17 protein-coding genes and 1 pseudogene are annotated in these 23123 nt (G+C 60.0%); 13 read left to right on the forward strand and 5 right to left on the reverse strand.

The annotated features are described in order from the left end of the window. Window positions 1-206 precede the first annotated feature (206 nt). The 12 genes and pseudogenes from H681_RS08445 (at window position 207) to rarD (ending at window position 16273) form a co-directional block, all read left to right on the forward strand. Window positions 207-2033 carry a hypothetical protein gene (locus H681_RS08445; protein WP_015476435.1) on the forward strand — a complete coding sequence of 609 codons (1827 nt, stop codon included), beginning with the start codon at window positions 207-209 and terminating at the stop codon, window positions 2031-2033. A 106-nt stretch (window positions 2034-2139) separates the two neighbouring features. Further along, the gene (locus H681_RS08450) at window positions 2140-3264 is read left to right on the forward strand and encodes a glycosyltransferase family 4 protein (RefSeq protein WP_041711830.1); all 1125 of its coding nucleotides are present in this window, start codon (window positions 2140-2142) and stop codon (window positions 3262-3264) included. A gap of 12 nt (window positions 3265-3276) precedes the next feature. Further along, on the forward strand, window positions 3277-4506 hold the full coding sequence (locus tag H681_RS08455) for an ABC transporter ATP-binding protein (protein WP_015476437.1): 1230 nt from the start codon (window positions 3277-3279) through the stop codon (window positions 4504-4506). Beyond that, window positions 4503-6230 carry a sulfotransferase family protein gene (locus tag H681_RS08460; RefSeq protein WP_015476438.1) on the forward strand — a complete coding sequence of 576 codons (1728 nt, stop codon included), beginning with the start codon at window positions 4503-4505 and terminating at the stop codon, window positions 6228-6230. The genes H681_RS08455 and H681_RS08460 overlap by 4 nt, the downstream gene beginning before the upstream one ends. Before the next feature lie 11 nt (window positions 6231-6241). Next, the gene (locus tag H681_RS08465) at window positions 6242-7039 is read left to right on the forward strand and encodes a glycosyltransferase family 2 protein (RefSeq protein ID WP_086009553.1); all 798 of its coding nucleotides are present in this window, start codon (window positions 6242-6244) and stop codon (window positions 7037-7039) included. A gap of 22 nt (window positions 7040-7061) precedes the next feature. After that, window positions 7062-8525, forward strand: coding sequence for a glycosyltransferase family 4 protein (locus tag H681_RS08470; RefSeq protein WP_080636266.1), 1464 nt, complete (start codon window positions 7062-7064; stop codon window positions 8523-8525). 53 nt (window positions 8526-8578) lie between these two features. After that, complete coding sequence (locus H681_RS08475) at window positions 8579-9739, forward strand: glycosyltransferase family 2 protein (protein ID WP_269078309.1); 1161 nt, start codon at window positions 8579-8581, stop codon at window positions 9737-9739. Beyond that, the gene (locus H681_RS25500; RefSeq protein WP_015476442.1) at window positions 9736-11115 is read left to right on the forward strand and encodes a sulfotransferase family protein; all 1380 of its coding nucleotides are present in this window, start codon (window positions 9736-9738) and stop codon (window positions 11113-11115) included. Before H681_RS08475 ends, H681_RS25500 begins: the two co-directional genes overlap by 4 nt. A 228-nt stretch (window positions 11116-11343) precedes the next feature. Then, window positions 11344-13026 (forward strand): 30S ribosomal protein S1, encoded by a 1683-nt coding sequence (gene rpsA / locus H681_RS08485; protein ID WP_015476443.1) that lies wholly within the window; start codon window positions 11344-11346, stop codon window positions 13024-13026. A 110-nt stretch (window positions 13027-13136) separates the two neighbouring features. Next, window positions 13137-14356, forward strand: a pseudogene (locus H681_RS25710) (IS3 family transposase); the annotation flags it as partial. 139 nt (window positions 14357-14495) lie between these two features. Then, window positions 14496-15365, forward strand: coding sequence for a carboxylate/amino acid/amine transporter (locus H681_RS08500; RefSeq protein ID WP_015476445.1), 870 nt, complete (start codon window positions 14496-14498; stop codon window positions 15363-15365). Beyond that, on the forward strand, window positions 15362-16273 hold the full coding sequence (rarD, locus tag H681_RS08505; RefSeq protein ID WP_015476446.1) for an EamA family transporter RarD: 912 nt from the start codon (window positions 15362-15364) through the stop codon (window positions 16271-16273). The genes H681_RS08500 and rarD overlap by 4 nt, the downstream gene beginning before the upstream one ends. A gap of 39 nt (window positions 16274-16312) precedes the next feature. On the opposite strand, the gene H681_RS08510 is transcribed toward rarD, so the two are convergent. The 4 genes from H681_RS08510 to H681_RS08525 all read right to left on the reverse strand — a co-directional run bounded on the left by H681_RS08510 (window position 16313) and on the right by H681_RS08525 (window position 19678). Then, window positions 16313-16873: a C40 family peptidase gene (locus tag H681_RS08510; protein ID WP_015476447.1), complete on the reverse strand. Its 561-nt coding sequence runs from the start codon at window positions 16871-16873 to the stop codon at window positions 16313-16315. A gap of 394 nt (window positions 16874-17267) precedes the next feature. Next, window positions 17268-17675: an NUDIX hydrolase gene (locus H681_RS08515; RefSeq protein WP_015476448.1), complete on the reverse strand. Its 408-nt coding sequence runs from the start codon at window positions 17673-17675 to the stop codon at window positions 17268-17270. Continuing rightward, window positions 17672-18217: a dihydrofolate reductase family protein gene (locus H681_RS08520; RefSeq protein WP_015476449.1), complete on the reverse strand. Its 546-nt coding sequence runs from the start codon at window positions 18215-18217 to the stop codon at window positions 17672-17674. Before H681_RS08520 ends, H681_RS08515 begins: the two co-directional genes overlap by 4 nt. Window positions 18218-18313: 96 nt before the next feature. Continuing rightward, the gene (locus H681_RS08525; RefSeq protein WP_015476450.1) at window positions 18314-19678 is read right to left on the reverse strand and encodes an MFS transporter; all 1365 of its coding nucleotides are present in this window, start codon (window positions 19676-19678) and stop codon (window positions 18314-18316) included. Between the two features lie 160 nt (window positions 19679-19838). On the opposite strand from H681_RS08525, the gene H681_RS08530 reads away from it, so the two are divergent. After that, window positions 19839-21176, forward strand: a complete 1338-nt coding sequence (locus tag H681_RS08530) for a DEAD/DEAH box helicase (protein ID WP_086009601.1) — start codon at window positions 19839-19841, stop codon at window positions 21174-21176. A gap of 212 nt (window positions 21177-21388) precedes the next feature. Here H681_RS08530 and H681_RS08535 read toward each other — a convergent pair whose 3' ends face one another. Continuing rightward, window positions 21389-23053, reverse strand: a complete 1665-nt coding sequence (locus tag H681_RS08535) for an MFS transporter (protein ID WP_015476452.1) — start codon at window positions 23051-23053, stop codon at window positions 21389-21391. Window positions 23054-23123: the final 70 nt, after the last annotated feature.

Here is a 23123-nt window from a genome sequence, read left to right on the forward strand (position 1 = left end):
ATGGGGCTGGGCAGCTAAAGGTATTCGACAACGAGCTCGGTAAAGTCTCAGCAGTTGGCCAACTGCTGAGGATCACGAGCGGTAGTGAGTGAATATGCAGAGAGCTGATGGTCGCTCCCTACTATCGGACGTCGAACGTTCCATACCTCAGGCTTGCTGAGGGCAAGAAAATAAATGACTAGTCGATGATATTAGGAGTTATCTATATGTTGAAGAAAACGCTGCTGGGTGCTGCGATTGCATCTGTCATGTTTGCTAATTTTGCGAATGCTGGCGTAGTCAAAATAATCGTTGGTCAGAGTTCAAATCCATCTGTGACCGAGAACTCTCCGGGTGATGTGGATCAGTATGCGCCTAGTCAGGCGAACTATGTTCCTGGTGTGAGTGTCGAGACTGGTGCGAACTATTCCAGTCGCGCTGCGAACATCACCATTGCCCAAGAAATATTCGGCAACCTCTCCGAGTCCACCCAGTTTGACCTGCCGGATCTGGACTATGCGATCGACCCAGCCAAGGCAGCAAAGGCTGCACAAGGGCACACCATCAAGCTGACGCTCGACCGTACAGTCGCTCAGTTCGCCAATCAGATCTCTCCTAATCAGATTCAGATCGGTACCTTGGCTCCGGGAGCAGGATTCGCGATTACCTCCGGTGTTGGTGTGAACACCTTGAGCCTTACTCTGGATGCTGCAGGTGCCGCCGAAATCGCAGCTGCGACTGCAACAGCTCCCGAGCACGGTGTCGTTCACTTCCTGTTCCGCACCAATGGCAGTGTCTCTTCTGCTCCTGCCAAAGTCGACCATCTGCGCGCACCACTGCAAGGCGATGCCACTTTCGTTGGCCAATCGTTCAATCCGCAAGTCTCGCTGCTGAACGATCCACTGAATGAGCGCCGATTCCAAGTAACGGTATCCGCCCAGCTGGATACCACTACAGGTGCCAATGCACTGAGCTCTGCCAATAACGATTCTGCCGCTCCATTCATGGTCTTCACATCCTTGCCGGCAGTTTACTGGGATGTAATGAACACCAATCAATGGGGGTCTTATCAGGTCCTCAATTCTCTGGATCTGGCAAATCAGGATAAAACATTCGATCCGAATGTCACCGCCCAAGCCGGTGCCAGCGATCCAGCGAACTATGGTTCCAACTACCAGCGGCTTGGATCCGTCCGCATGGGTGTGAACACTGATGTGCTCAACGAGGATGGTCGGAACGTATTCGGCTTCAACGGCAGTGACAAGCTCGAGAGCTATATTGCAGGTAATTTCTCGGGTCTTTCGTCCATTGGACTGGTTAACGGAAGTTGCTCGGACTACGCAAGCGGTGCACTCGCCGCTGTCTATTCCTGGAGCTCTGCAGAAATTGCTAAGAGCTCAGGAGTGGATGGTGTTTCAAAGTTGGCGATCGCCCTTAAGAACGAAGATGTCAACCAGACCTACAACATCTGCGCCGTCGCTAGTGGTACTGCCGCAATGATGGCTCAGCAGAACTTCAACGTTGGTCCTCTGACCGTTGATTTCGGTAACGTACGCTATGTGGATCGTGTGATCAATGGTGCTCAGATCGACCACTTCTGGAAAAGCAGTTGCGTTGCTAGCCTGTTCAACCTGCCGCCAGCCAACAACCAGGATGCGTTCTTCATCCGCTTGACCAACACCAGTGATGATGGTCGCAATGGCAAGGTGCGTGGTGTTCTGTACGACCAGAATGGCAAGCGTTATCCGGCAACTGGCAGTGCATATATTACCGACAGTGTTGGCAAGAGCGTTCTGAAAGCCCACGAGACGGGTGTGTATAGCATCAAGGAAGTTGCTACTGCCTTCGGTGTTAACGGCAATGACTGGAATGGTGCCGGCGGCCGAGCCCGCCTAGTCATGGAAGGCGAGTTCCCAACCTGTGAGGCATTGGGCCTGATCCGCGCTCCGGACGGTAGCCTGAACAACATGACTGGCACTACGCAGGGTAACTTCAACGGTGACTCTGGTCCTTCTACCGTCACCAATCACAAGGCAGGCAACAACCGCAACTAACTAGACTTATTAGCTGCGTGGGAGGAGGCAGCTAGGATGCTGCCTCTTTCTTTGTTTTTGGTTTGAATGGTTGGTTGTGCGAAATTTCCATAAAGGCTTTGTGTAGATGAAATTTCATCGTATGGCCATCGTGTCGAATCAAGCATTCTCTATTGTCAACTTCCGCGGGGATCTCATTCGCGACCTGGTTTTGCGTGGAGTTGAGGTTTTTGCGTTTGCGCCAGACTACGATGAGCGAACGGAGTATCAGATTCGTGCGCTTGGCGCCACGCCTGTAACAGTTGGAATGGATCGAGTAGGGCTTAGCCCTATCTCCGCAATAAGAACGATTTGGGAATTGGTTGTGCGTCTGAAAGAGCTAAGAATAGATGCAGTGCTCAGCTACTTTACTAAGCCTGTTATCTATGGCGGGTTGGCTGCAAGGTTTTCGCGGGTTAGTTGTGTTTATTCCCTCATCGAGGGCGCAGGGTATGTTTATTCTGAGAGCGCTGTGTCCTTTCCTCGTGCACTTCTGAAGGTCTTGGTCAGCTGTTTGTATCGCCTCAGCCTCGGTTCATCGTCGCGGGTCTTTCTGCTGAATACGGACGACTACCGATTGTTCGTAGGTAGGGGTTTGGTCGATGGCCGAAAAGTTACCATGCTGCCGGGAATTGGTCTGGATCTCCAACGGTTCACCGAGCAGAAACCAGTTGTCGAACCGGTGATCTTTTCTTTCGTGGGACGCCTATTGCGTGAGAAGGGGGTAGCGGACTTCGTCACTGCCGCCAAACTAGTCAAAGCTAAATACTCCTCGGTTGAGTTCGTGGTGGTTGGCGACGTGGATGCTAATCCAGGTTCGATACTCCGGGAGGAAGTCAGCCAGTGGGTGAGTGAGGGGACGATCCGTTGGGTAGGGAAAGTTCCCGATGTGCGGGAGTGGCTGGCCAACTCCAGTGTATTGGTTTACCCGTCTTATTATCGTGAAGGCTTGCCTAGGGCCATTCAGGAGGCTATGGCCGTTGGCCGGCCAATCATTACTACTGATTCCGTCGGGTGCCGCGAAAGCATCGAGGATGAGGTCAATGGATTCTTAGTTCCGGTAAGAAGTCCGCAGCATATCGCCGAGTCGATGGAGAGGTTTATCAACAATCCACAGCTGATTGCAAAGATGGGACGGGAAAGTCGAAGAATTGCTGAGGCAAAGTTTGACGTTCGGATGATCAATGAAAAGATGATTTCTTGCTTCTCATGAGTATTGCTGCACATGGCTGATGATTCGACTTCGGTCATTCGTACCGACCGACTGGGGAAGATGTTCCATATATTCGAAAGACCTGGACTGCGCTTTCTGCATGCATTACTGGGCGAGCGCTTTGGTTTTCATCGAGAGTTCTGGGCGCTACGGGATATTTCTTTCGATCTGGCACGTGGTGAGGTATTGGGGGTCATAGGGCGCAATGGCAGTGGCAAATCGACTCTGCTGCAAATGCTCGCCGGTACCGTCTCGCCGTCTGTTGGCACTGTCACTCGTCTGGGCCGTATTGCAGCATTGTTGGAACTGGGTACCGGTTTCGATCCAGAGGAAACCGGCCGTCGGAACGTCGAGTTCACTGCCCGGTTGCTTGGCTTGAGCAGCGAAGAGCTTGCATTGCGTCAGGAGTCGATCATCGAATTTGCTGAAGTCGGCGAGTTCATTGATCAGCCGGTAAAAACCTATTCCAGTGGCATGGTGGTGCGCCTTGCTTTCGCAATCACTGCCCATGTTGATGCCGATATAGTCATCGTCGATGAGGCATTGGCAGTTGGGGATGCCCAGTTTCAGTTCAAGTGCTTGAACCGCCTGGATCAACTTCTTGAGCGAGGGGTGACGGTCGTACTGGTTTCTCATGACTTGCAACTGATAAAGGCCTACTGCAACCGGGTGATCTATTTGAAAGGCGGGCTTGTCCAGTTCGACGGAGACTGCGAAACCGGTTGTGAGCTTTATCTACGAGACACGACGCCAGCTACCAGAGCCGTTTCGGCAGGGTCTCTGGAGAGCCGCCAGGATAGCTTGGCATTCGGCAACGGGCATGGCCGCATCCAGTCTGCGGTTCTTGTTGGTGATGGTGCGGAGCGTGGCTACTTCGTCAGTGGTGAGCGTGTCAGTTTGGATGTGAGTCTCCAGCTATTCGAGCCCGTGCGTTGTCCCAGAATCACTCTGGTTCTGCGCGATGCTCGCGGCTACAACCTGTATGCCGTCAACAATAGCCAGTTGGGACTCACGCTGGTTGTAGATGGCAGCGGCCTGATTCGCGTGCGCTTCAGCTTTGTCGCGGACTTACAGGATGGTGATTATGCATTGACCTTGCGTCTCGACGATGCATTGTCGGAAAAGGTCCAAGTATTGTTGGACAAGCGAGTGGGCGTTCTCTCCTTTCGGGTGGAAAGTCCGCGGAAGCGCTTTGACGCAGTGGTGAATCTGCACGGTTCGGCCGAGGTGTTACCCGCATGAACCCGAGCGCTCATCACGAATATCGACATGGAGTAATCACTCTCGTCTTTGTTATCCACGGCGGTGTGCTGGAGGCTAAGTCGGCGATTTTGGCGGCTTCGTTGCGGGCCAGGCTCGGCTTTGACCACAGGCTACGCATCATCGCGGCAGTGGCCACGCCGGATCATCTTTGGGGCGCGTTGAGCCCGTCGACGGAACAGCTTCTCACGCGTCTGGAGATCGAATGCTTGCCGATCGAGAATCCCTTCGGCTCTGGCTATCCCATTGGAAACAAGTTCGCTGCGTTGGCACTCGGCGGTCCCGATGGCCACTGCTTGTTCCTCGACAGCGATATGTACTGTCGAGCTGCACCGGACTTCGTCTATCTGCAACGGCATGAGGCTGCCCTGAAGCCTGCCGATCTTGCGCTGGTACCCACTTCCGCGGGCTATTGGGGACGTTTGTATTCACTGGTGGGGCTGGAGTTGCCTGAGACTCGGGTACTGGCCAGTCTATCGGGTGATCTGATGCCCCCCTATTTCAATGCCGGTTTCATTTGGATACGTGGGGCGACGGAGTTCGCGCAGCAATGGCAGCGAATTGCTCACGAGATCGAAGCCGCTACCGACATTGGGGATAAGTGGCCTTGGCTGGATCAACTGGCCTTGCCGCTGGCCCTGGCTCACTTGCAGCTGCGCACGGAAGTATTGGGCGAAGGCTACAACTATCCGCTGCATCGCAAGCCCTTGGAGGCAGGCAACGATCCTTGCTTCTGTCACTACCATGACCCCGAGGTTCTGGCTCGGGAGCCGGCGTTGCTGCGAGACCTGCACGCGCTGCAATCGCATTGGCCTGAGCTGACTCGGACTCTTGAACTCTATCCGGACTGGCGTCAGGTCTGCAGTGACATGAAGGCAGTGCTGCGCACTACCATGCCTGCACAAGAGGTTGATCGTGAGAATACGGATCTCGTCATAACCGGGTTGCCCAGAAGTGGTACCAGTTTCCTATGCCGGCTGCTTTCCGAACACCCGCAGACGGTGATCATCAATGAACCAGCGCAGATATTCCAGCGTTTGAAGGAACCTGAACCCTGGGGGATTCCTTGCTTCTATGCAGAGCTGCGGCGAGAAATTCTGGCCGGAAGGCCGGTGCTGAATAAACACATCAACGGCCGTCTGATCGACGATACAGCCCGTCAGCAGGACGTTGCGCTGCCTTACCAGGTTTCCTCGCCTGCGTACGGGTTTACCTTGGGAACCAAGAATACCTTGGCCTACTTGGTCCGCCTGCCAGCTCTACTGCGGGTGATGCCAAAGGCTAAGGTCGTCGCTCTGGTCCGCCACCCCTATGACTGCCTCATCTCCTGGGCGTCGACATTCGAGCATTTACGCAATGCTGATCTGCTGTCCCAGCCGCTGGGTAATCCTGACGATCCTGCACTCAGCGAACGAAATCGCTCAGCACTTAGAGAGATTGCCAATGTTGGCAATCTGGCGCTGCGGCGAGCGCTCTGGTGGCGTTTCCTGGTCGTCCAGTTACTGGATGCTGGCCCACGGGTACGCTGGATGCGCTACGAAGATTTGGTCTCTGCACCTGAGAAGATGACAGCTCTGTTGTTGACTCAAGACTCATTGCCAGCCCTGACCCCCATCACGTGGCGGAAAGAGCTGCCGCCTCATGAGCGTGATTTGGTCGCCAGCGTGTTGCGCGATGTAGCCGAGCGTCTGCAATACATTCTGTGAGTAGGGTATCCATGACTCGTAATGAAGAAGTTCCTGTGGAAAGTTGCGATGAACTCGCGATGCCACCTGGAGAAAATGGCCAGGTCTCAGTGGTGATGACCTTCCATGCAGAAGGTGGCGTCGCACATTGGGCTCTGTTGGGCTTCGAGCGGATGCGCGTTGTTGCAGAAAAGGCGGGGCTGCAGGTGCAACTGGTCGCGGTCCTGGATCGAGCGGATGAATACACCCGACAAGTGGTGATATCGCATCCGACGTTGCGCGAAGGTGATCGAGTGTTGAAATCGTTGCACGGCGATCCTGGCCTCGCGAGAAATCACGGTATTGAGCACGCGTCCGGTGAGTGGATAGGCATTCTGGACGGCGATGACTATTGCACTGCGAATTGGATAGTCGAGTCGGTTCGAGTGTTGCTCAGCCAGCGTCAGGTTGTGGTGCATACCGACTATCTGTTGACCTTCGGTGGCAGTTGGGAAATGACGCGACAGACCGATCAACTGACCGGCGCCGGCAGCCAGGAAACTTGCTTCAAACACCATCTATGGGCATCCACGGTATTCGCCCGACGAGATCTGTTCGACCAGTGTCCCTATCGTCAGGCCAACATGGAATACAACGGCTTCGGCTATGAAGACTGGGACTGGAGTCTGTGTGTGCTGGCTGCGGGATACAAGCACACGACTGCTCCCAGGACTGCGCTCTTCTATCGACGCAAGGCTGTGGGCTCGCGTCAGAATCTGGGGGTGCAGCAGAAGGTTGTGGTACGCCCCGGTCCCTTCTTTGCAGCCCCTTTGTGGGGCGGTAGGCAATAGTATGAAGTTGAGAGTCGATGGCATGCTCGCCCGTAGCGCATGGCACTGGTATTTTCTGCTGGCGCGAGTGTTGCGTCGGTGTCTGAATGAACATCAGATGCGGCGATTTGTCCGACTCTGCCGTCGGATACGTCGCCACTATTTCCTGGATGCACCGATTGGTACGCAGCCTGTGCAGAGTGGGGCATCCGGTACAGCTTCGTCCGTGCTGCCTACATGGATTGTCGATGAGTTTCGCGAACTGGCGGCTATCGAGCCGGCTCTGTATCCAGCCCCGGAGTTGCTGACTCGCTATCATGCCTGGCAGCCCGTCGAGGATACCTATGCCGCCCACCTGTATCGACAACTGGTGAGTGACTTCATCGAGATCCGGCCACAGATCATCTTTCTCATTCCGCACATGATGCGTGGGGGAGCCGATCTAGGTGTTCTTCATCATGTCCAGCTCTGTGATGAGCTGGGATGGAGAACGACCGTGGTAGTGACGCGCGATGTGACTTCTCCCTGGTTGCACCGCTTGCCCAGTAGTGTTCGTGTCGTTGAGTACGGTCGCATGGCCCGAGAGGCATCGGAAGAAGACCGACGCCTGGTACTGCTGCGACTGCTGCTTCAGTCACCCGCCGCCACCCTGCATCTCATTAATTCGCAGTTGGGTTGGCAACTGTTTGAAAGCTTCGGCAAAGCTCTGGTCAGCAGCGGTAAGGCGTTGTATGCCAGCCTGTATTGTGACGACTTCGATCGCAATGGCATTCGTTGTGGGTACGCCACCGACTACGTGCCGACTACCAGCATGCACTTGGCAGGAATCATCACGGATAACCAGCAATTCAAGGCTGATATCCAGCGACGCGACGGTGTGCCGGCGGAAAATCTTCATACCTTGTATTTTCCCTACGTGGGACGTATCAGCGAGCCCTCTCTAACTGGCGCCAGGGTGCTATGGGCCGGCCGCCTGGCTTCTCAGAAACGTCCTGAACTCCTCTATGCCATCGCTGCGTCGGCTCCGGACATCGTGTTCGATGTCTTCGGTGAGGCTGCGCCGGAATACGATGTCGAGCTGCTGCGGCGCTTGCGGGAGTTGCCGAATGTTCGAATGGCGGGCGCCTTCGATGACTTCTGGAGCATCGCCCAGGCTGGTCATTACGCAGCGTTTCTCTATACCTCGGCCTATGACGGGTTGCCCAATGTCCTGCTGGAGGCAGCGGCAGCCGGGCTTCCCATCGTGACGCCAGACGTGGGCGGAGTTGCCGAGTTGGTGTCCGATGCTCGAGGGTATCTGCTACCGGCAGATGCGGAGGCTCCGCGCTTTATTCAGGCCCTACGGGAAATTCTCGGCGATGCCGAGGGTGCGCGCCTAAGGGCGCTGGGCGCCCAGGTGATGGTGCTGCAACGGCACTCCTGGCAGGTTTTCAAATCCGGAGTTTTGGCCATTCCCGGATATGTTCCGCAGGTTGCCGTTACCACTACTGAAGCCAGATGCCCATGAGGCGTCTTCACTCTGTTGTCCGGCGAGCAGGACGCTCGGTTTTGCTCCGGCTCATGCATCAATACTCTCGAATACCAACACTGGAGGGGACGGTAAAGGTTGAGTGCTGGGACTCCAGTCAGCCGCTTATCAGTGTTGTCGTGCCTTGCCATAACCACGGTCGATTCCTGCTGGACACGTTGCGCAGCCTGCGCTCGCAGACACTGCAGGATTTCGAGGTCATCGTGGTGGATGACGGATCGACGGAGCAAAGCACTCTGCAACTGCTGGCGTTGCTCAAGCAGATGACCGCCATTCGGCTGTTACGCCAGCCCAATGCTGGGCCGGGCGCTGCGCGCAATCTGGGGATTCGACATGCGCGAGGTCGTTATATCTGCTGTCTGGATTCCGATGACTGCCTGGTTGACTCCTATCTGGAGAAGTGCGCCGTAATGCTTGAAAGCGACCTGGGCATACGCCTGGTGCATGGCTGGATAAGGCTCTTTGGCAACGAGAGTGGCATCCGACGCACCTTTGACCTGCACCCCGGCTTGTTGCGCTTCGTCAACCATCTTGGTGTCTCCGCTGTATTTCATCGGGACGATTGGGTGCGGGTGGGCGGTTTCAGTGAGGACCGTGGGTTGCTGTATGAGGATTGGGATTTCTGGATGCGTATAGCCAGCCTGGGTACCAGGGGAAAGGTGCTCAAGGAACCGATGTTGCTTTACCGGAAGCATGGTGAGTCGCGGCTTGGGCTGGCAAATCACCAGGTCAGGAAAGTTAAAAAAATACTGCGTCGAGCCCATCCGCGCTTGTTTCATGATGCCGCTTGGAGGAGCGGGTTGATGGCGGGCTATCGACGCAGACCGACCGGAAACCCGTTTTGCAATCTATCGCATCCCTCACGGTATCGGCGGTATCCGAAAGGAGTGTTTACCCTGTATCTGGGGACGGATAGCCGGGCCGAAGACATCTCGCCGGAGATCCTGGCGGTACGCCTTGGCTGCCATTCTCTGCATGTGTTGTCTGAGACCGAACGGAAACTGCCGTCGTGGATCGATGCCATTGCCGATGTGGTGTACCGCTTACCTGAGCTGATGGAACGGTCGCAGTTTGCTCTGTTCTATGAAAACTACTTGAGGACTCGCCCGGTCGTCGATCAATGGGTATTGCCAGACCGGGGGAAATTGACGCCGGAAATGTCGTTGGGACGAGCGGCTGGGGGGCTGCAGTGAAGCGGCTGGTGATAACTCTCGGTATGCACCGCTCGGGTACGAGTCTGCTTTCCGCTGCGCTGGAGGGGCTGGGCGTTGAATATGGCAATGAGCTGATAGGACCGGCCCCGGATAATCCCAAGGGGTTCTGGGAAGATCGGGTCGTGGTGGAGCTTAACGAGCGCATGTACCAGGCGTTGGGGGTGACGTCCTCGACGCTGGGGGTGGACTGCACGCGGATGGCCGCCGGCGCTCGTTGGCGTTTTCAACTGCAGATCGCCCGATGGTTGAAGCCCCGGCTGAGGGGCGAAGGACTGCTTGGTCTCAAGGATCCGCGTCTGCCACGCTTGATAGATATTTGGTCGCCGGTGCTGGATCGTCTGAAGATCGACTACTGGCTGTTGATTCCCTTGAGAAACCCTCTCAGTGTGGCGGCGTCGCTGACTGCCCGGGATGGTTTCTCGACCGGCAAAGGCCTGTTGCTCTGGTATGAGCACATGGTGAGGGCGTTGCGGTTCACTGGCGGCAAGCGATTCGTGGTCGTCGACTATGACCGCTTCCTCGAACAGCCGGAGGCGGCTCTGGGTGAGCTGGCCGCATGGCTGGGACTGCAGCCCGACCCGCGGATGCTGGAGCGATTTCGGGATCAAGTGTTTGATCCCGGGCTGCGTCATGCCACCTACGATCTGGATGCGCTGGAGCAGCATCCGGATAGTTTTCCTGAACTGGTGCGTCTGTATCGGACTCTGCTCGCTTTGAGTGTCGATCAGGCCCATGTTCACGCCCCGGCCTTGTCTTGCGGCATTGAGCGGCTCGTTGGGCGATTCGAAGAGCTTTGGCCCATCCTCCGTCAATGTGGCCAGTGGGACATGGAACTATGGACGATCGGCCAGTTTTGCCAACTGCAAGAGACGTATTTGCGTCAGTATAAAGAAGAGTGGCTGAGTCGTGAGACAGACCTGATGGGGTGGATCTCGACGCTCGAATACACCATAGGCCAGGAGCAGGCTGGACGCTCGGAGGCTGAAAGCTGGCTCCGCAACGTTGAGAGCAACAGTCGGGAGCAGGTGGCGTGGATTTCGACGCTTGAAGATGTCATCCGTCAAGAGCAGGCCGGGCGTGCAGAGGCCGAAAACTGGTTCCGCCAGGCCGAGAGTGGCTGGCGGGAGCAATTGCAGAGGTCTACTCAGCGGATCACGGTCCTGGCACAGGACCTGGGTGCCTCTCAGGTGCAGGTGCAGGGCTTGGTACAGGATCTGAATGCGCTGCGGTGTCATGCCGATGGCTTGCAGCTCCACCTGGACCAGGTCCTCAACAGCCGCTCCTGGCGCCTGACAGCCCCATTGCGGCGCGTCATGCAGTGGTGGAGCTTGCGTGCATCGCTCAGCTCCAATTGACGCAGCCGTGGAGCGTTGCTAACATTCCAGACCTTATATCGGGAGGGTTTCGTCCATATCAGGCGGATCGCTCCCTTAAAATCTGAATGTGGAGTGCCCGTTTCGGCGGGTGCAACAGGGGGCCGGCAGGATACCAGTCTTGATCCTGCTGGCTTCTTTTTCATCACTTGACCGTGTTTGCTGGTGACGCGGAATCGGGCTTACAAGCCTTTGACTACAGGTATAAACATGAGCGAAAGCTTCGCAGAACTCTTTGAAGAAAGTCTGAAATCCCTCGACATGCAGCCGGGTGCAATCATCACCGGCATCGTGGTCGACATCGACGGTGACTGGGTTACCGTTCATGCCGGCCTGAAGTCCGAGGGCGTCATCCCGGTCGAGCAGTTCTACAACGAACAGGGCGAGCTGACCATCAATGTGGGTGACGAAGTCCACGTTGCGCTGGACGCGGTAGAAGACGGCTTCGGTGAGACCAAGCTGTCCCGCGAGAAAGCCAAGCGTGCAGAATCCTGGCTGGTTCTGGAAGCTGCCTTCAACGCTGACGAAGTGGTCAAGGGCGTCATCAACGGCAAGGTCAAAGGCGGTTTCACCGTCGACGTCAGCGGTATCCGCGCGTTCCTGCCGGGCTCCCTGGTGGATGTGCGTCCGGTACGCGACACCACTCACCTGGAAGGCAAAGAGCTCGAGTTCAAGGTCATCAAGCTGGACCAGAAGCGCAACAACGTTGTCGTTTCCCGCCGCAGCGTCCTGGAAGCCGAGAACAGCGCCGAGCGCGAAGCTCTGCTGGAATCCCTGCAGGAAGGCCAGCAGGTCAAGGGTATCGTCAAGAACCTCACCGACTACGGTGCATTCGTTGACCTGGGCGGCGTCGATGGTCTGCTGCACATCACCGACATGGCCTGGAAGCGCATCAAGCATCCGTCCGAGATCGTCAACGTTGGCGACGAGATCGATGTCAAGGTTCTGAAGTTCGACCGCGAGCGCAACCGCGTATCCCTGGGCCTGAAGCAACTGGGCGAAGACCCGTGGGTTGCCATCAAGGCTCGTTACCCGGAAGGCACCCGCGTCATGGCCCGCGTCACCAACCTCACCGACTACGGCTGCTTCGCCGAGCTGGAAGAGGGCGTGGAAGGCCTGGTACACGTCTCCGAAATGGACTGGACCAACAAGAACATCCATCCGTCGAAAGTTGTTCAGGTTGGCGACGAAGTGGAAGTTCAGGTTCTGGACATCGACGAAGAGCGTCGTCGTATCTCCCTGGGCATCAAGCAGTGCAAGTCCAACCCGTGGGAAGACTTCTCCGGCCGCTTCAACAAGGGCGACAAGATCTCCGGCACCATCAAGTCGATCACCGACTTCGGTATCTTCATCGGTCTGGAAGGTGGCATCGACGGTCTGGTTCACCTGTCCGACATCTCCTGGAACGAAGTTGGCGAAGAAGCCGTTCGCCGCTTCAAGAAGGGTGACGAGCTGGAAACCGTCATCCTCTCCGTTGATCCGGAGCGTGAGCGCATCTCCCTGGGCATCAAGCAGCTGGAAGACGATCCGTTCTCCAACTACGCATCGCTCAACGAGAAAGGCACCATCGTTCGCGGTACCGTGAAGGAAGTTGACGCCAAGGGCGCTGTCATCAGCCTGGGTGGCGAAATCGAGGGCATCCTGAAAGCCTCCGAAATCAGCCGTGACCGCGTTGAAGATGCTCGCAACGTTCTGAAAGAAGGCGAAGAAGTCGAAGCCAAGATCATCAGCATCGACCGTAAGAGCCGCGTCATCAGCCTCTCCATCAAGTCCAAGGACGTTGATGACGAGAAGGATGCGATGAAAGAACTGCGTAGCAAGCAAGACGCAGAAAGCACTGGCCCGACCACCATTGGTGACCTGATCCGTGCTCAGATGGAGAACCAGGGCTAATCCCTGCTTCCTCATCCAGGGAAAAGGGCGACTTCGGTCGCCCTTTTTCGTTTCTGTGTCCCGTCCTGAATAAGGTTTACACCTTCGCCCTTATTTTCAGGAGAACTCCGATGGCAGAAGGTGTGCGTCGTAGTCAGCGTGATTACACGCTGGCTTTTAAACTGGCGGTGGTCGAGCAGGTCGAAAAAGGCGAAATGAGTTACAAGCAGGCCCAGGCCCGCTACGGTATCCAGGGGCGCTCGACGGTGTTGGTGTGGCTACGCAAGCACGGCCGACAGAACTGGAGCCAGGGCGCATCCATTCGCTCTAGTCGGAGGGGTTCGATGACTGATGAGAAAACACCGCTGACGCCGGAGCAGCGAATCAAGGAGCTTGAGCAGCAGCTTGAGGTCATGAGCCAAAAGGCTCAGTTCTTCGAGGCGGTGGTGGATGTCCTGAAGAATGACTACGGCGTCTCCATCGTAAAAAAGCGTCCCGGCAAGTCCTCACGCAAAGGCAAGTCCAAGGGCTGAGCATTAGCAGGGCTTGCCAGTTTCTGGGCGTCAGTCGCCAGGCCTATTACCAGCGCAACCGCGCGGCGGATCGGCGCTCCCAGCAGGATCGACAGATTGTTCAGTTTGTCCGGGAGGTGCGGATGCGTCAGCCTCGGCTGGGCACGCGCAAGCTGCATTTTCTGCTTCAGGAACAGGCCCGCGCAGAGCTTCGCGTGGGGCGGGATCGCTTGTTTCGCGTCCTGGCGGAGCAGCGCCTACTGGTTGCGCCCAAGCGGGCGTACCACAAGACCACTCACAGCTTTCACCGCTTCTACCGCCACCCCAATCTGCTCAAGCCTGGCCCGCAACAGGTGTTGCCCAGCGCTCCGGAGCGCGTCTGGGTGGCCGATATCACCTACCTGCCAAGCCTGAGCGGCCCGCTGTATCTGAGCCTGGTCACCGACGCCTATTCGCGCAAGATCGTCGGTCACCATGTCCATGACAGCCTGCATGCCGAGTCGGTGGCCCGCGCGTTCAGCCTGGCGTTACAGCGACGCAGGACGCGGCATGCCCTGGTGCATCACTCGGACCGCGGTATCCAGTACTGCTCTGCGCATTACCAGCGCCTGCATGCACGACACGGCATCACCTGCTCGATGACCGATGGTTATGACTGCTACCAGAATGCGCTGGCCGAACGGGTCAACGGCATCCTGAAGAATGAGCTACTGATACAGCCCCCGGCAGACCTGGCCCAGGCGCGTCGAATGGTGCACGAGGCCGTCGATATCTATAACCGGGAGCGTCCCCACCACGCTCTGAAATACAAAACGCCCGATGCAATGCATCGGGCGTTTTTGAGGTCTGGTGCCAACCCTCAGAGGTGTAAACCTATTTCAGGACTAGACACTGCCTTTCGCTGGCGGCGGGCGCGCAGCGCTTTCTCCGATGTGAGACAGGCGCTATGGTGCTTGCCCCGTTCCGGTCGCGCCACTCATGCCATACCTGCTTTTCGTTACCGTCCTCTGGGCGTTCTCCTTCAGCCTGATCGGTGAGTATCTCGCCGGGCAGGTCGATAGCTATTTCGCGGTGCTGACCCGTGTCGTGCTGGCCGGCCTGGTGTTCCTGCCGCTGACTCGCTGGCGCGGTGTGCATCCTCGCTTCGTCGCGGGGGTGATGTTGGTGGGAGCGTTGCAGTTTGGCATCACCTACGTCTGCCTGTACCAGAGCTTCCGTGTGCTCACGGTGCCGGAGGTGCTGCTGTTCACCGTGCTGACGCCGTTGCATGTGGCGCTGATCGACGATGCCTTGAATCGTCGCTTCAACGTCTGGGCGCTGCTGGCCGCAGCTGTGGCGGTGCTGGGTGCCGGGATCATCCGTTACGACGGCGTCAGCGGCGACTACGTCGAAGGCTTCCTGCTGCTGCAACTGGCCAACGCCACCTTCGCGGCCGGCCAGGTGATGTACAAGCATCTGGTGCAGCGCTATCCCTCGGATATCCCGCAATTCCGCCGTTTCGGTTATTTCTTCGTCGGCGCGCTGCTGATTGCGCTGCCGGGCTGGTTGCTGTTCGGCAATCCGCAGAAGCTGCCGACTACCGACGTGCAATGGGGCGTGCTGGTGTGGATGGGGCTGTTGGCTACCGCGCTGGGGCAGTTCTGGTGGAACAAGGGCGGCACCTTGGTCGATGCTGGCACCTTGGCGGTGATGAACAATCTGCATGTGCCGGTGGGATTGCTGATCAATCTGCTGATCTGGAATGAGGCGGCGGACCTGCCGCGCCTGGCTTTGGGCGGGGCGGTGATCGTTGCGTCGCTGGGCGTCAATCGCCTGGGATTGCGTCGCCAGCGGGAGCTTCACGCATGAATATCTCCGGACGTGGTGTGGCGCTATCCCTGGCGTCGTCCGTACTGTTCGTGACCCTGCCGGGCTATATCCATTCGCTGGAGCCGCTGACCAGTATCCAGGTGATCGCTCACCGGGTGGTCTGGTCGATTCCGATGGTGCTGTTGCTGGTGTGGTTCACTCGCCAGGGCGGCGTGCTGCGTGAGTCGGGTCGGCGTCTGCTGCGAGAGCCGTGGCTGCTGGCTTGTTTCCCGCTGACGGCGGCGATGATGCTGGTGCAGTGGGGGGTGTTCATCTGGGCTCCTATGGTCGGGCGCACCCTGGAGCTGTCCCTGGGGTATTTCCTGCTGCCGCTGACGATGGTGCTCTGTGGTCGGGTGTTCTACGGCGAACGCCTGACGCCATTGCAGGCCGTTGCCGTCGCCTTCGCGGTGGCCGGCGTGCTGCACGAACTGTGGCTGACCCGGGCGTTTTCCTGGTTCACCCTGATCACCGCGCTGGGTTACCCGCCGTATTTCATGTTGCGCCGCAGGATGGGTGTGGATGCATTGTCCGGCTTCGTCTTCGAGATGGCCGTGCTGCTGCCGTTCGCCTTCCTGGCGCTGTGGCTGACCGGCAGCGGACAGGTGCTGGAGGAAACGCCACGGCTATGGGCGTTATTGCCGGTGCTGGGGCTGATCAGCGCTCTGGCTTTTGGCGCCATGATGGCGGCCAGCCGGCTGTTGCCGATGGGGCTGTTCGGGATTCTCAGCTACGTGGAGCCGGTGCTGTTGTTCGCCATTGCCGTGCTGTTCCTCGGCGAGGCGTTTCAGTCGGCGCAGATCTGGACCTACGGGCCGATCTGGATCGCGGTGCTGCTGACGGGCTGGGATAGCGCGCGTCTGCTGCGCCGTCAGGCGCGTCGCGATGCCTTCAAGGTGAAGGGCTGAGGTGGGAAGCGCTCTCCCGCAAGGGGAGAGCGTAGGCCGTCAGTCGAAGCGATGGTTGTCCATGTCGGCCTTGGCCAGGGTTTCCGGCAGGATGCGGCGAGCGGCGGTGTAGTGGCGTTTCCAGTAGTCGCCATTGAGGTCGGAGACGCGAACCTTCTGGCCACGGCGTGGAGCATGGACGAACTGGTTGTCGCCAACGTAGATGCCGACGTGGTCGACAGTGCGGCGGTTGTGGATGCGGAAGAACACCAGGTCGCCTGGCTGCAGGTCGCCGCGGGCCACCTTCGGGTTGCCGCGCATGCTGTAGATTTCGCGCGCGGTGCGCGGCAGGTCGACTTCATCGATGTTCTGGAAGACGTAGTTGACCAATCCGCTGCAGTCGAAGCCGCGCTTGGGCGAGGTGCCGCCCCAGCGGTAGGGGGTTCCGATCATGCTGAAGGCGCGCTGGGTAACCTGGTGCGCCTCGCTCTTGGCAGGTTTTTCAGCCTTGGGCGTCATGGTCAGCAGGGCGCTGCCCTGGACCGGGACGCGCAGGTCGACCGGCGCGGGGTGGTAGGTGCGCGTGATCTTGGAGGAGGCAGTTGCCTCGGTGGCGGCCAAGAGGGTCGCCAAGCCTATGGAAAGGCATGTCAAAATGTTACGTCGCATTCGGCATGTCTTCTTGCTGGTTGATGTCACCCAGACTCCGCTGGATCGCCGTTGTTCTGCGGCGTGGTTTCCTTTGTCCGCTCAAAAATTCCACGCATTCTGAACGAGTTTTCATGACAGTTCTTACCGCCTGTCGATTCTGGCGGTCGTCATGTGACTTGCCGGAGGTTCCGTGACATGTATCAAGACCCTTTGGTCACGCCTGGGCCTTATAGCGGGAAGCCCTATGGCATGGGGGTTTCGGCTATGACGGAGGGCGCCCTGCCGCTGATGGCGCAAAGCCAGGCGTGGCGCGGTGTCGCGGATAAAAACCCGACGAAATGCAGGCTTTTGCAGCGGTCCGGGATCAGGCCAGGTGTCGGAGAAGGGCAGGCAGTACCTGTTCGCGCAGCAGTGGCGCGAGGCTGTGCGGGGTGTTGCCGGTGGTGTCCAGCCAGGCCAGCTCTTCCAGTTCCGCCGCCGGGCTGACCGGGTGAGGCAGGGCTGCCACGTAGACCTGTGCGTCGACCCGGGTCTCGGGCTCATTGGCGGCGTCGGCCTGGAAGCGACCCAGCGGGGCAAGTGCGTTTTCCGTCAGGCGCAGGTTGAGCTCTTCATCCAGTTCCCGCAGCAGGGCCTGCACCGACGTTTCGCCGGGCTCGTGCTTGCCTCCCGGCAGCATGAAGGCCTGGGTGCCGCGCTTGCGCACCAGCAGCAGTCGGCCGCTGTCGTCGAGCAGGCAGGCGGCGGCGATGTTGATCGTGACGAGGGTCATGGCGAGGGACTTTCCTTGAGGACTTGGTAACGCAGTTGCACGATGCCGCTGGGGAAGCTGCGCTGTTCCAGCAGTTGCAGGCGCTGTTCGAGCCCGATGCTGAACAGTGGAATGCCGGCTCCGAGCAGGTGGGGGATGATGCTGACGATCAGTTCGTCGAGCAAGCCCGCGGCGAGAAAGTTCCCCGCCAGGCTGCCCCCGCCGACCAGCCAGATGCGCTCGCAGCCTTTGGCTTGCAGGGCGTCCAGGGCCTCGCTCGGCGGACAGTGGACCAGTTCGATCCGAGGGCCCGCCAGGGGCATGTGGTTGGCGCGGGTCATGACCAGCGTCGGCTTGTCCGGATAGGGCCAGTCGCCCTGCTCCAGGCAATGCAGGTAGCTGGCGCGCCCCATCAACAGGCCGTCGATACTGGCGTAGAAGGCGCCGTAGCCGTGGTCGTCAGTCGCGCTGTCGTAGCCTTGCAGCCAGTCCACGCTGCCATCGGGGCGGGCGATGTATCCGTCCAGGCTGGCGGCCACGAAATAGATGAGTGTCGCTTGCACCTGTTTCTCCGTTGCAGGGGGCACGATCAGAGCATGGCACGACGGCTGCGGGGTGCTGGTGCGTCTGTCCGATTCCTACCTACGTTGGGCGGTGCATCAGCCGGCAAGTTCCTCCAGGGTTCGGCCACGGGTTTCGATGCCGAAGGCCCAGACCACGCCGGCAGCCAGCAGGAAACACAGTGCGCCGAGGGTGAACACGCCACCCTGGCCGGCCACTGGCAGGATCAGGCCGCTGAGGGTGGGGCCGAGCAGCGAGCCGACGCGACCGACCGCCGAGGCGAAGCCCGAGCCGGTGGCGCGCGCCGAGGTGGGATAGAGCTCCGGCGTGTAGGTGTAGAGCACCGCCCACATGCCGAACAGGAAGAACTGCATGGCCAGGCCGAAGCCGATCAGCAGGCCCAGGCTGCCGCCGAATACCGCCGTCTGTCCGTAGGCGTAAGCCATGACGCCGCCGCCCAGGAGCATCAGCACGCAACTGGGTTTGCGGCCCCAGCGCTCGACCAGCCAGGCCGCACAGAGGAAGCCGGGAATGCCGGCCAGGGAAATCAGCACGGTGTAGTACACCGACTGGGTGACGGCGAACCCGGACTGCTGCATCAGCGCGCTGAGCCAGGAGGTCAGTCCGTAGAAGCCGAGCAGGGCAAGGAACCACAGGCTCCAGACCGTCAGGGTGCGGTGCCGGTAGGTGGGCGACCAGAGTTCGGCGAAGGCACGGAAGAAGCCCGGCGCGCTCGGTTCCGGGCGGGCCAGCGGGCGTGGTTCGGGCAGGTTGGTCAGCTTCAGCGAGGCCATCACCCGTGCCTCGATGCGCTCCAGTGAGCGCTCGGCCTTGTCCTGCAGCCCGGCCTGTTCCAGCCAGCGCGGCGACTCGGGGATCATGAAGCGGATCGCCAGGACGAACAGCGCCGGGAAGGCCAGCAGCAGGAACAGGCTGCGCCAGCCGGCCAGCGGCAGGACGAAGTAGGACAGGCAGCCGGCGGCAAGGAAGCCCAGCGGCCAGAAACCGTCCATCAGGGCGATGTACTTGCCGCGTTTCTGCGCCGGGATCATTTCCGAGAGCAACGACTGGGCGATGGGGAACTCCATGCCCATGCCGATCCCCAGCAGCACACGGTAGAGGGTCAACTGCTGCACGTCGGCGGCGGTGGAGCAGAGGTAGCTGGCGATGCCCCAGAGCACGATGCTCCACTGGAACACCGGCTTGCGCCCGAAACGGTCGGCGAGCAGTCCGGACAGCGCCGCGCCGATCACCATGCCGACGAAACTGGAGCTGGCCAGCAACCCGGCCTGGGCGCTGGAGAGGCCGAACTCGGCTTTGATCGAGCCGAGCAGGAAGGTCATCATCGCCAGGTCCACGGAGTCGAAGAAGAACGCCAGGGCGATGATCACGAAGATCAGCCGGTGATAGGGGCTCAGCGGTAGGCGCTCCAGGCGCTCGGCGGCGGTCGGGCGGTGCATCATCGCGGCATTCCTTGTTCGGCGTTCCTGGACAGGGTTGCGGCCAGTCTGGGAGCGGCTTCCACCGGTGGCTGTCCCGCACGCGACGTGGGCCATGCCGATTGCGACCGGCGAATAAAACCCGCGCATCGGTTACGCTATGCAGCTATTTGGTCTTTTCGTGATATCGAGGTCTGCCTTGTTCTCCCAATTCGCCCTGCACGAACGCCTGCTCAAGGCGCTCGATTCGTTGTCCTTCTCCGAGCCGACCCCGGTCCAGGCCGCGGCCATCCCGAAGGCCCTGGAGGGACGCGACCTGCGGGTGACGGCGCAGACCGGCAGCGGCAAGACCGCCGCCTTCGTGCTGCCGTTGCTGCATCGCCTGCTCACCGAGGACAAGCCCAGGAGCGGCGCCCGCGCGCTGATCCTGCTGCCGACCCGCGAACTGGCCCAGCAGACCCTCAAGGAAGTCGAGCGCTTCGCCCAGTTCACCTTCATCAAGGCCTGCCTGATCACCGGCGGCGAAGACTTCAAGGTGCAGGGCGCGCGCCTGCGCAAGAACCCGGAAATCATCATCGGCACCCCGGGCCGCCTGAACGAGCAGTTCAACGCTGGCAACCTGCCGCTGGGTGACGTGGAAGTGCTGGTGCTCGACGAAGCCGACCGCATGCTCGACATGGGCTTCTCCGAGGACGTGCTCAAGCTCGCCGCGCAGTGCCCGGCCGAGCGCCAGACCCTGCTGTTCTCCGCCACCAGCGGCAGCGGCCTGCATGCGATGGTCGAGCAGGTCCTGCGCGAGCCGGAGACCCTGCAGCTCAACCGTGTCAGCGAGTTGAACGAGGATGTCAGCCAGCAGGTGATCCTGACCGACCACGTCGGCCACAAGGAAGAGTTGCTGCAGTGGCTGCTGACCAACGAGACCTATGAGAAGGCCATCGTCTTCACCAACACCCGCGTTGCCGCCGACCGCCTCACCGGCCGCCTGATCGCTGCCGGCCACAAGGTCTTCGTCCTGCACGGCGAGAAGGACCAGAAGGACCGCAAGCTGGCCATCGAGCGCCTGAAGCAGGGCGCGGTGAAGGTGCTGGTCGCCACCGACGTGGCCGCCCGTGGCCTGGACGTCGACGGCCTGGATTTGGTGATCAACTTCGACATCCCGCGTCGTGGCGACGAATACGTGCACCGCATCGGCCGCACCGGCCGCGCGGGTGCCTCGGGGACTGCGATCTCGCTGGTCGGTCATGGCGACTGGAACCTGATGTCGAGCATCGAGCGCTACCTCAAGCTGCGTTTCGAGCTGCGTGTCATCAAGGAGCTGAAGGGCACCTACAAGGGGCCGAAGAAGGTCAAGGCGTCGGGCAAGGCCGCCGGCACCAAGAAGAAAAAGGACGATGCGAAGAAGACCGGCGGCAAGGCGCCGGCGAAGAAGAAGCCGGCCGCCAAGCCCAAGGCTGGCCCGTCCAGGGTGGTGAGCCAGGATGGCATGGCGCCCCTGAAGCGCAAGAAGCCGGCGGCGGAGTAAGGCGTTCTTCTCGGGATTGGGGGCTCTTCATCCCCAGTCCTCGGCTTTGGCATCCCGCATCCATGCAGTCGCCTCCCCGAGGGAGAGTGCTGTTCAGGTCCCAGGTTTGCCAGTCGCTCCCTGCGATGCGTCCGGCAGACCTCCTTCCTGCCCACTGTCCTGGAGGGCTCCCTCTCTCGTCGGGAGAGGGAGGGATTCTTAAGGCCCGCGTATTACCCCAGCGTCTCCGGCGGCGCCTCGTAGCTCCCTGACTCGTAGCTCACTCCGTGGTGAATCACCGGAGGCGCATCGCCCGCATGCAGGCTGGTGACGTTATCGATGATGGTCTTGTCCTCGATGGTCATGCGATCGAGCATCCGCAGGTGGCTGATCCAGTTGTCCACCAGGAGCAGCTCCTGCCAGATCTCCGGGTTGCTCACGTCACGGTACAACGCCCAGCGTTCCGCGCCGTTGCGCAGGCGCAGGCGGCGCAACGGCTTGGCGGCGCGGACGAAGTCACGGGTGCGCTCGGCCGGGATGCGGTACTCGATGGACACCAGCACCGAACCCCGTTCGGGGTTGAATACGAAGGTTGGCTGGCCCGGCATACCGCCCGGTGCGCGGGCGATGTTGGCGGCGTCCAGTTCCGGCAGGCGCGAGTTGTAGAGCAGCGCCACCGAGACCAGCAGCAGGCAGCCGGCGGCGACCAGCGACCCCTGTACGCCCAGGGTTTCGGCGAAATGGCCCCAGAGGAACGAGCCCGCCGCGAGGCCGCCGTACAGAGCGGTCTGGTACAGCGCCAGGGCGCGGGCCTTGACCCAGTCGGGCACGAGGATCTGCACCGCGGAGTTGTAGGTGGCCACGGCTGCGATCCAGCAACTGCCGCCGAGAATCAGCGCCGGGAAGATCACCCAGAGATTGTCGACCCATCCCAGAGTCAGCATCACCAGCCCCAGCACGGCGGCGGAAAAGCTGATCAGCCGGCTGCTGCCGAGCAACTGGCGGGCCTTGCTGACCATCGTGCTGGCGACGATGGCCCCCAGGCCCAGCGCGCCGAGCATGTAGCCGTACACCGAGGCGTTGCCGTCCGGGTTACGGTGCGCCAGTAGCGGCAGCAGCGCCCAGATGGCGCTGGCGGACAGGCCGAAGGCGAAGGAACGCATCATCACCAGGCGCGTAACGCTGGAATACTGGGTGAAGCGCAGCGCGGCGATCACGCCTTCGAAGATGTGCTCCGGCGGCAGGGTGCGCTGGGGCACGTCGCGGCGCCAGTGCCAGATCGCCCAGATCAGCGCCGCGTAGCACAGGCAGTTGAACAGGAACACCCAGGACGGCCCGGTGGCCGACAGCAGCAACCCGCCGATGGCCGGGCCGACGGCGCGGGCGACGTTGTAGTTGACGCTGTTGAGCAGTACCGCGTCGCCCACCATGCGCGGCGGCACCTGTTCGTTCACCGCCGCCTGCCAGGCCGGGATAGTGATGGAGCTGCCCAGCGACAACCAGAGGATCGACACGATCAGCATCAGCGGGTCGAGGTAGCCGAGGAAGGCCAGCACCGTCACCAGGGCGGCGCCGGAGAGTTCGACAGAAAGCCCCACCAGCATGATCTTGCGGCGGTCGTGGTTGTCGGCGAGCACGCCGGACATGATCGACAGCAGCACCAGCGGCAGCGCCGAGGCGACCTGGATCATCGCCACCATCAACGGGCTGGCATGAGCCTCGGTAACCACCCAGGCGGCCGCTACCGACTGCGCCCAGGTGCCCAGGTTGGCGAACAGGTTGCAGATCCAGATGATGCGGAACGCGGCGATGCTGAAGGGGGCGAGGACGCCACTGCGGGGTTCGGCTGGATCGGGCTTGAGGGGGAGGTCGTGCTTGGGTGAAACGGACTGCAGCATGGGAGCGCCCTTATACCGATAGGCCGGCGGCGGAACCGTGCCGGCGACTTTCCATGCCGGGCAAGTGTAG

Source organism: Pseudomonas sp. ATCC 13867, assembly GCF_000349845.1.
Classification (GTDB): domain Bacteria; phylum Pseudomonadota; class Gammaproteobacteria; order Pseudomonadales; family Pseudomonadaceae; genus Pseudomonas.